Here is a 9,729-nt window from a genome sequence, read left to right as displayed (position 1 = left end):
GCGGGTTTTGCTAAAAAAGTTAGCTGAAGGACAAACCCCACGGAAAGGGAAGTGGGCAGCCGGAGTGGTGGTCAAGTAGTAGCTATTATTCCATAATAGCTACTAGAGGAAGCGTAAATCTGAGCATGTAGTGATAAGGACTGAGCGAATTTTGCTCAGTTTTTTTAATAGTCTTGGAATTTATAAAATTTTACCATGAGGAGGAAGAAGTATCTCTATTACGAAAACATAGCAGCAAGATGGCAATTGATTTAATCTTATCCAACTTGGTTCTAAATTGGCAAATAAGGGTATGCTAGAAACAAATGGAAAAACAAAAAAGTCGAATATTTGTTCGTTTTTGTGTTAAAATGTCTAGCAAATGTGATAAAATAATTGTAGTCATAGATGATCGGAGGAAGTTCTAGTGAAAAATACGTTTGATCTTGTATCAAAGTACGAACCACGTGGTGATCAGCCTAAAGCAATTAAGGAGATTGTTGAGAGAGTGAAGGCTGGCCAACGTCATCAAACATTATTGGGGGCGACAGGTACGGGGAAAACATTTACCGTGTCAAATGTAGTACAAGAAATTAATCGTCCCACATTAGTAATTGCACATAATAAAACGTTAGCTGGACAACTATATAGTGAATTTAAAGAGTTCTTTCCAAATAATGCAGTTGAATATTTTGTTAGCTATTATGATTATTATCAACCAGAAGCTTATGTTCCTTCTACAGATACATTTATTGAAAAAGATGCAAGTATTAATGATGAAATTGATAAGCTTCGACACTCAGCGACATCTGCTCTTTTTGAACGAAATGATGTTTTAATCGTTGCTAGTGTTTCATGTATTTATGGTTTAGGTTCTCCAGAAGAATATGAGAGTCAGGTGCTTTCCATTCGAGTAGGAATGGAAAAAGATCGTGATCAGCTGCTACGTGAACTTGTTGACATTCAATATGCAAGGAATGATATAAATTTTCAGCGTGGTACATTTCGAGTGCGCGGCGATTCTGTCGAGGTCATACCTGCATCGAAGGAAGAGCACTGTATTCGTGTTGAATTCTTTGGAGATGAAATTGACCGGATTCGGGAAGTTGATGCATTGACTGGAGAAATTATCGGTGATCGAGAGCATATTGCTATATTTCCGGCTTCTCACTTCGTAACAAGAGAAGAAAAAATGAAGCTTGCGATCAAAAATATCGAACAGGAGTTAGCAGAACGTTTAGAGGAATTACGAGAGCAGGATAAGCTCTTAGAAGCACAGCGATTAGAGCAACGTACTCGATATGATTTGGAAATGATGAATGAAATGGGATTTTGCTCTGGAATTGAGAATTATTCTAGACATCTAACGCTTCGAGAAAGCGGAGCAACTCCGTATACGTTGCTTGATTTCTTTCCCGATGACTTTCTAGTAGTAGTTGATGAATCACATGTTACATTGCCGCAGATTAGAGGAATGTACAACGGAGACCAAGCCAGAAAACAAGTACTGGTTGATCATGGATTTCGTTTACCTTCAGCGTTGGATAACCGCCCATTAAAGTTTACAGAATTTGAGAAAGCTACTAATCAGTTGGTCTATGTATCTGCTACCCCAGGACCTTATGAAGAGGAACATTCACCTGATATGACAGAACAGATCATTAGGCCGACTGGATTATTAGATCCAAAAGTAGATGTTCGACCGATAGATGGTCAGATTGATGATTTAATTGGAGAAATCAATAAACGAACAAGTAAAAATGAGCGTGTCCTCGTAACAACGTTGACGAAAAAAATGTCGGAGGATCTTACAGATTATTTGAAGGAACTGGGAATCAAGGTTGCTTATCTACATTCGGAAATCAAAACGTTGGAACGAATTGAAGTAATTAGAGATTTAAGAGTTGGGAAATATGATGTTCTTGTCGGTATAAACTTATTACGTGAGGGTCTTGATATACCGGAAGTATCCTTAGTCACTATTTTAGATGCAGATAAGGAAGGGTTCTTACGTTCGGAACGATCATTAATTCAAACGATGGGACGGGCTGCACGTAATGAAAATGGCATGGTTATTATGTATGCCGATAAAATAACGAAATCGATGCAAATTGCCATAGATGAAACAAATCGCAGACGTGAAAAACAGATGGCATATAATAAAGAGCATAATATTATACCTAAGACCATTAAGAAGGATGTCCGAGAAGTAATTCGTGCCACGGTTGTTGCAGAGGACCACCAACCTAAATATGATGGAAAAGCGAAAAGTATTAGCAAGTTAGCATCAGAGGATAAAGAGCAAGTCATTGAGCAGATGGAAAAAGAAATGAAGGACGCTGCGAAAGCACTGGATTTCGAAAAAGCAGCTGAACTTCGTGATATTATACTTGAACTTAAAGCAGGAAGGTGAAATTAATGCCAAGTAAATCAATTAAAATTCAGGGTGCCAGAGCACATAATTTGAAAAATGTGGATGTAGAAATTCCCAAAAATAAATTGGTTGTTTTGACAGGATTATCTGGTTCTGGTAAGTCCTCTTTAGCTTTTGATACGATCTATGCAGAAGGTCAACGACGATATGTAGAATCTCTTTCTGCCTACGCAAGACAATTTCTTGGACAAATGGATAAGCCTGATGTTGATGCAATTGACGGATTGTCACCCGCTATATCCATTGATCAAAAAACTACAAGTAAAAATCCGAGGTCTACAGTTGGTACAGTAACAGAAATATATGACTATTTACGGTTATTATATGCACGTATTGGTCATCCTACTTGTCCTAAGCATGGCGTTGAAATATCTTCACAAACGGTCCAACAAATGGTAGATCGAATTATGGAATATCCAGAACGGACGAAAATGCAACTACTTGCACCTGTCGTATCTGGAAGGAAGGGTGAACACGTTAAGGTATTTGAAAGGTTGAAGCAGGAAGGATATGTTCGCATTCGTGTTGACAAAGAAATGCGTGAAGTTACGGAAGAGATTAAATTAGAAAAAAACAAGAAGCATTCGATCGAAGTAGTTGTTGATCGAGTTGTGGTAAAAGCTGGTATAGAAGGACGTTTAAGTGATTCAATAGAAACGGCCCTCTCTTTAGGGGAAGGTAAGCTTATTGTTGATATCATTGGTGATAAAGAATTGACCTTCAGTGAAAACCATGCATGTCCTATTTGTGGTTTTTCCATCGATGAATTAGAGCCGAGATTATTTTCTTTCAATAGCCCTTTTGGAGCCTGTTCTACCTGTGATGGCTTAGGGACAAAATTGGAAGTAGATATGGATTTAGTTATTCCTGACTGGGAAAAGTCATTAAACGAACACGCAATTGCGCCGTGGGAGCCAATCAGTTCACAATATTATCCACAGCTTTTAAAGAGTGTCTGTGAACACTTTGAGATTGATATGGATAAGCCTGTGAACGATATCCCCAAAGATAAAATGGATAAAATTCTTTATGGTAGCGGGAAGGAAAAGATTCATTTCCACTATGTAAATGATTTTGGCAGTGTGCGCGATAGTCATATTGTCTTCGAGGGCGTATTAAACAATGTTAGTAGGCGCTATCGAGAAACATCCTCTGACTATATACGTGAAACTTTAGAAAAATATATGGCGCAGAAGAAATGTCCGAAGTGTAAAGGTTATCGGTTAAAGGAAAGCGCATTAGCTGTGTTGGTTAATGGGTTGCATATCAGTAAAGTTACAGAATTCTCTATTATGGAGGCAAAGAAATTTTTCGATACATTAGATCTATCGGAAAAAGAAAAACAGATTGCTAGCATGATTTTAAAAGAAATAGATAATCGATTAGAATTTTTAAATAATGTTGGACTTGATTATTTAACACTATCTCGTTCTGCCGGAACACTTTCAGGAGGAGAAGCACAGCGTATTAGACTAGCTACACAAATTGGTTCAGCTCTAACAGGTGTGCTCTACGTATTAGATGAACCTTCGATAGGTCTACACCAACGTGATAATGACCGCTTAATTGATACTTTAAAGCGGATGCGTGACTTAGATAATACACTCATCGTTGTTGAACATGATGAAGATACTATGCTAGCAGCGGATTGGCTTATTGATATTGGCCCAGGAGCAGGTGAACATGGAGGGCAAATTGTTGCTAGCGATAGGCCGGAAAATGTCATGAAAAATAAGCAATCACTAACAGGTCAATATCTAGCGGGTCATAAGTTTATCCCGCTACCAGTAAAAAGAAGGAAGAAAGATAAGCGTGTTATCGAAGTAGTAGGGGCAGAGGAAAATAATTTGAAGAAAGTTTCTACGAAAATTCCAATCGGGTTAATGACGGTTGTGACCGGAGTTTCCGGATCTGGGAAAAGTACGTTAGTAAATGAAATTATCTATAAGTCGCTAGCAAAAGAACTGTATAGTGGAAAGCATAAACCAGGTAAGCATAAGAAAGTAAAAGGAATGGAATATATAGATAAAGTAATTGATATCGATCAATCACCTATCGGTCGTACACCACGATCCAACCCTGCTACGTATACAGGTGTGTTTGATGATATCCGTGATGTATATGCTCAAACGAATGAAGCAAAGGTACGTGGCTATAAAAAAGGAAGGTTTAGTTTTAATGTAAAGGGTGGGCGCTGTGAAGCTTGCCGTGGAGATGGGATTATAAAGATTGAGATGCATTTTCTTCCGGATGTTTACGTTCCATGTGAAGTATGTAAAGGTAGTCGCTATAACAGAGAAACATTGGAAGTAAAATATAAAGGAAAAAATATCTCAGAGGTGCTTGGTTTAACAATCGAGGAGGCCTTAGAATTTTTTGCAAATATCCCTAAAATAAAACGCAAGCTACAAACCATTTATGATGTTGGGCTTGGCTATGTAAGACTTGGGCAACCGGCAACGACCTTATCAGGTGGGGAAGCTCAACGTGTGAAGTTAGCAAGTGAATTGCATCGTAGATCAAATGGTAAATCGTTTTATATTTTAGATGAACCAACAACTGGTTTGCATGTTGATGATATTAATCGCTTATTAAGTGTTTTGCAACGACTTGTCGATAATGGTGATAGTGTTTTAATCATTGAACACAACCTTGACGTTATTAAATCTGCTGATCATATCATTGATCTTGGACCTGAGGGTGGAGATCGCGGTGGACAGATCATTGCAACAGGTACCCCAGAACAAATCGCAGAAGCAGAAGCATCCTATACTGGAAAATACTTAAAGCCAGTATTAGAACGTGACATGAAGCGGATGGACAATGCAATAGAAGTAAAGGAAAAAGTAGCTACAAAATAATTGGAAGAGGCTGTGGCAGAACTTAATTGCATATTAACGAATGAACGATTCATTATAATAATAAAATGAAGCAGACTTTAGCATGGTCAATATGCGTAAATGGAAGAGAGCTTTTCTGCATGCGATGTATCGTTGGCGAAGTCATCCTTGTCCTTGCGGGAACAGCACGGTCCGAAGACCTCTTAGAAAGCTCTTTGTGCTTTCTGAGAGGCTATGGGCGGTGCCCATGGAAAGCGAAGCATTTTGAGAGCGATGAAGGAACTACCTATCTTTAAAAAAGTAACCCGAATGTTATCTGAAAGATTTGAGATAAAATTCGGGCTTTTATATGAAATGAAGCATTAGAGTCGGTTTAATTTTTTGACGCCATGCGGTTGTTTCGATAAGCTAAAAGAAGAAGTTGATTGGGAGGAAACTGATATGAAACCAATTGAAGTAGAGAGTGTACAACAATGCTTAGACGATTTTACAAATAAACAGGTCTACATACATGTGGAAACTACAAATGGAGCGTACGCTAGCCATTTTGATGATAAAGCATATAATGTTGGGGCTTATGTGCGGAATGCGCAGGTTACATTTAATCAAGCGAAGATCGTTGGTGATGGCAATGCGTATCGAGTCGGCTTAAAGACCGAGTTCGGCTGGATTTATGCAGAAGGATTAACAGACTGGGTAATTCATGAAGGATCAAAATTATTACTAGCTGGTCATGATCGGGAAGGTAGATTAATGGTTGCGCTTCAGATTAGTGAAACACCGTTTAATAATTAAAAAGACAAAAGAAGGGGATAGGTGATCAACTTGGAAAAACATGTTGTTGTTATATTACCGCATCCAGATGATGAATCATTTGGTGCTGCAGGATCAATTTCACATTTTCGAAGTCAAGGAATACCTGTAACATATTTATGTGGGACCTTAGGGCAGATGGGCAGAAATATGGGATCACCCACTTTCGCAAATAGAGAGACATTACCATTAATTCGAAAGCAAGAGCTTAAAAACGCATGTAAGGTTCTTGATATGGACCTAAAAATGCTAGGTTATCGTGATAAGACCATTGAATTTGAAGATCAAATGGAAATTGCACAGCATTTAAAAGGCATATTAGAAGAGATAAAGCCAAGTTTAGTTATTACACATTATCCTAATTATGCTGTTCACCCAGACCATAACGCACTTGGGGCAGCGGCAATTAAAGCTGTTGAACTGATGGATGAGCGACCAACTGTATGGGCGCAGGCATTTGCACGTGGATTTAAAAAGGAACTCGGAGAACCAGATGTTATTAATGATGTTTCCGCCTATTTTGAGAAAAAAATGGATGCCATTCTTTGTCATGACTCTCAAGCTGGAGGCATTATTGGTCCGCTGAAAAATTATAAGGAACTTGGTGAGGAAGTACTACAAGAAGCGAAGGAACGGTTTGGTACAGAGGAATTTTTTACTTGGCAGTTTTCAGTATGATGAATGATTGGATAGCGAATGGAATACGATGATAATCAAAAGGAGGTAATCCCATGAAAAAGCTATATCGTTCCAATACGAAACGTATGGTAGCTGGTGTTTTTGGTGGACTATCTGATTATTTTAATATAGATGCAACGATTCTAAGACTTGTATTTGTTGTATGTTTGATTTTTAGTCTATTTAGTTTTGCGTTCGTATATTTAGCGGCTGCCTTAATTATTCCTACTGAAAGGGAGAACTATTAATTATGCTACGCTGGATTGTGTCTATCATTTTAAATGCAGTTGCCCTGATTGCTGTTGCACAATTATTTGATTCCTTTCACTTGGACGGATTTGGTACGGCATTGCTTGCAAGTTTGATCTTAGCTGTTTTAAACGTAATTGTTAAGCCGATACTCATATTATTTACTTTGCCGATAACCATTCTCTCCTTAGGATTATTTCTATTTATCATTAATGCTGTAACATTAATGATTACACAGGCATTAATGGATGCTTCTTTTGTTATCGACGGATTTGGTACAGCGGTTTTAGCTGCTATCATACTATCTATCATTAATTTACTTTTGAATAGTGTAGTAAAAGACTCAATTAGATAACAGGATCGCAGGTGATAGATAGCCTGCGATTTTTCATGTGTAAAATTGTTCGTAGTGTTCAATCTGATTGCCATAGGAGTTAGGCGATAGCAAATCTTATAAAGAATATGCTACAATGAAGAAAACTTTTGCCTAAAGGTTATCCGACATTATTTCATGTATTAGGTAAGGAGCATTTCTCAACGAAACTTAATTTAATATATATGTCCAAGCCGTTTAGATAAATATTCTTATCTCACGTAAAACGAATTACGAGTGATTTGCCAGCTGAAAATTTTGATCTTCTTGTTAGAATAAATTTTAAGTGCGATAGACAGAGGCAGATAAGGAGAACGGTGTCTCACAGGATTTTATGGCGCGTGGAAAGCCGATATCTTGTTGAATACGTGTCCATATTGTTTATTGAGATATTCTTTAGCAGGAAAGTATCCAACTAAATAACATGGAGTCTATGTTTTGAATGGCAACAATAAGGAGGATAAATACATGTCAACCGTTCGGACGAAGGATTTATTAGAGAATTTCAATCTGACCCTTGTCGCAGGTGAGGACGGACTACATAGAGAGATTACTACAAGTGATATCTCACGACCTGGAATAGAAATGACAGGGTACTTTAAATACTATCCAAAAGAAAGACTACAGTTAATCGGCAGGACGGAAATGGCGTATTTCTTAGATTTAACAGATCAAGAAAAAGTCGAAAGAGTTGGCCAACTCTGTACAGATGTTACTCCAGGAATAGTGGTAACAAGAAATATGGACATACCACAAGTGATGATCGATGCTGCTAATGAATCAGGTGTGCCTATCTTGCATTCACCGCGAAAAACGACACGAGTGATTAGTAGGCTAACAAATTATTTAGAAGCGAAATTTGCCCCGTTTACTGCAATTCATGGGGTGTTGGTAGATATTTATGGAGTTGGTGTGCTGATTACTGGTCAAAGTGGAGTAGGTAAAAGTGAAACAGCACTAGAACTAGTGAAAAGAGGGCATCGCTTAGTAGCCGATGATAGTGTCGAAATACGTCAAGAGGATTATGACAGTCTTATCGGTAACGCTCCACCTTTAATAGAGCACTTACTAGAGATTAGAGGCCTTGGAATAATTAATGTAATGACATTATTTGGAGCGGGATCTGTTAGAAGCTATAAAAAGATTTCATTAATCATTAATTTAGAAATTTGGGATCAAAAGAAACAATACGATCGTTTAGGTCTTGATGAAGATAAAATGAAGATAATGGAAGTTGAATTACCAAAGGCAACCATACCAGTACGTCCTGGAAGAAATTTGGCTGTCATTATTGAGGTAGCGGCTATGAACTTCCGTTTAAAACGTATGGGTGTTAATGCGGCAGAAGAGTTTTCGGAGCGGTTAACAAATATGATTGATCAAGAAAATAGCTAGGAGGAAAATAAGATGAGTTGTAATGCACCAGCACTTGACCGTGTATTTTTACATATAGGATCATTACCGATATATTGGTATGGCGTGATTATAGCAGCGGGAGCCTTTCTAGGCTTATTTTTAGCTACTCGAGAGGCTGACCGCTTAGGTATGAAAAAGGATATCATGGTTGATTTAGTGGTATTTGCCATCCCTATTGCTATTATTTCTGCACGAATATATTACGTTATTTTTGAATGGGATCGTTATGCAGGTGGTCCATGGAGTGATGTCTTTGCTATTTGGGAAGGTGGTATCGCAATCCATGGTGCTCTAATAGGTTCTATTATAACAGCGATTATCTATGCACGTGTTAAACAAGTATCATTTTGGCAATTAGCAGATATTGCCGCACCAAGTATAATTCTAGGGCAAGCAATCGGCCGCTGGGGAAACTTTATGAATCAGGAAGCACATGGCGGAGAGATAGCAGAATCAACATATAATAGCTTTCATCAATACTTGCCTGATTTTATTATGAACCAGATGTGTATAGATGGGGTTATGTACCATCCGACGTTCTTATATGAGTCGTTCTGGAATATTCTTGTGTTTGTATTTCTACTTATATTGCGTAAATTTAACCCTATTCGTGGAGAATTATTCTTAAGCTATGCCATTACGTACTCGATTGGACGCTATTTCATAGAAGGAATGCGGACAGATAGTCTTTATGTCTTGGGATCACTACGTCAGGCACAGGTTATCTCAATTGTCATTATTGTTGTAGCGTTACTATTAATCATTTATCGCCGAAAAACGATTAATACCCGGTATAATGAGGTGGAACATAAGGGGAAAGTGGTAAAAAACACGTATCAAAAGAAAAAAAATAAGAAGAAGAAATAAAATAACATCTAGTTATAAAGAGGCGTTAGAATCGTAGCTAAATGTATACTATTTTAAGGAATTAAAGTTTCATATGAAAG

General features: G+C 37.8%; 8 protein-coding genes. All 8 read left to right on the top strand.

All coding sequences use genetic code 11. The annotated features are described in order from the left end of the window. The first annotated feature begins 406 nt into the window (after window positions 1–406). A complete protein-coding gene (gene uvrB, locus RVS70_RS07315; protein ID WP_121605667.1) occupies window positions 407–2,392 on the top strand; it encodes an excinuclease ABC subunit UvrB in 1,986 nt (661 codons plus the stop codon). 5 nt (window positions 2,393–2,397) lie between these two features. Next, the gene (gene uvrA / locus RVS70_RS07310; RefSeq protein WP_121605666.1) at window positions 2,398–5,274 is read left to right on the top strand and encodes an excinuclease ABC subunit UvrA; all 2,877 of its coding nucleotides are present in this window, start codon (window positions 2,398–2,400) and stop codon (window positions 5,272–5,274) included. Between the two features lie 420 nt (window positions 5,275–5,694). Further along, window positions 5,695–6,048 carry a YojF family protein gene (locus tag RVS70_RS07305; protein ID WP_026681675.1) on the top strand — a complete coding sequence of 118 codons (354 nt, stop codon included), beginning with the start codon at window positions 5,695–5,697 and terminating at the stop codon, window positions 6,046–6,048. A gap of 30 nt (window positions 6,049–6,078) precedes the next feature. After that, window positions 6,079–6,744 (top strand): bacillithiol biosynthesis deacetylase BshB2, encoded by a 666-nt coding sequence (gene bshB2 / locus RVS70_RS07300; RefSeq protein ID WP_121605936.1) that lies wholly within the window; start codon window positions 6,079–6,081, stop codon window positions 6,742–6,744. 53 nt (window positions 6,745–6,797) lie between these two features. Beyond that, window positions 6,798–6,992 (top strand): PspC domain-containing protein, encoded by a 195-nt coding sequence (locus RVS70_RS07295; RefSeq protein ID WP_026681673.1) that lies wholly within the window; start codon window positions 6,798–6,800, stop codon window positions 6,990–6,992. After that, window positions 6,992–7,348, top strand: coding sequence for a phage holin family protein (locus tag RVS70_RS07290; protein ID WP_026681672.1), 357 nt, complete (start codon window positions 6,992–6,994; stop codon window positions 7,346–7,348). The genes RVS70_RS07295 and RVS70_RS07290 overlap by 1 nt, the downstream gene beginning before the upstream one ends. A 486-nt stretch (window positions 7,349–7,834) precedes the next feature. Then, entirely contained in the window at window positions 7,835–8,761 is a 927-nt protein-coding gene (hprK, locus tag RVS70_RS07285; RefSeq protein ID WP_026681671.1) for an HPr(Ser) kinase/phosphatase, read from the top strand. Window positions 8,762–8,773: 12 nt separating this feature from the next. Continuing rightward, window positions 8,774–9,649 (top strand): prolipoprotein diacylglyceryl transferase, encoded by an 876-nt coding sequence (lgt, locus tag RVS70_RS07280; RefSeq protein ID WP_121605665.1) that lies wholly within the window; start codon window positions 8,774–8,776, stop codon window positions 9,647–9,649. Window positions 9,650–9,729 lie beyond the last annotated feature (80 nt).

Origin of the sequence: Virgibacillus sp. M23, assembly GCF_034190895.1 — a bacterium.
Taxonomy (GTDB): domain Bacteria; phylum Bacillota; class Bacilli; order Bacillales; family Amphibacillaceae; genus Virgibacillus; species Virgibacillus salarius.
Note: the sequence above shows the minus strand (reverse complement) of the source record. Positions and strands in the feature narration are given on the sequence as shown.

Coding starts and splice junctions, on each gene's coding strand:
- lgt (WP_121605665.1), top strand. CDS start 8,774: ATGAGTTGTAATGCACCAGCACTTGACCGTGTATTTTTACATATAGGA.
- RVS70_RS07305 (WP_026681675.1), top strand. CDS start 5,695: ATGAAACCAATTGAAGTAGAGAGTGTACAACAATGCTTAGACGATTTT.
- hprK (WP_026681671.1), top strand. CDS start 7,835: ATGTCAACCGTTCGGACGAAGGATTTATTAGAGAATTTCAATCTGACC.
- RVS70_RS07295 (WP_026681673.1), top strand. CDS start 6,798: ATGAAAAAGCTATATCGTTCCAATACGAAACGTATGGTAGCTGGTGTT.
- uvrA (WP_121605666.1), top strand. CDS start 2,398: ATGCCAAGTAAATCAATTAAAATTCAGGGTGCCAGAGCACATAATTTG.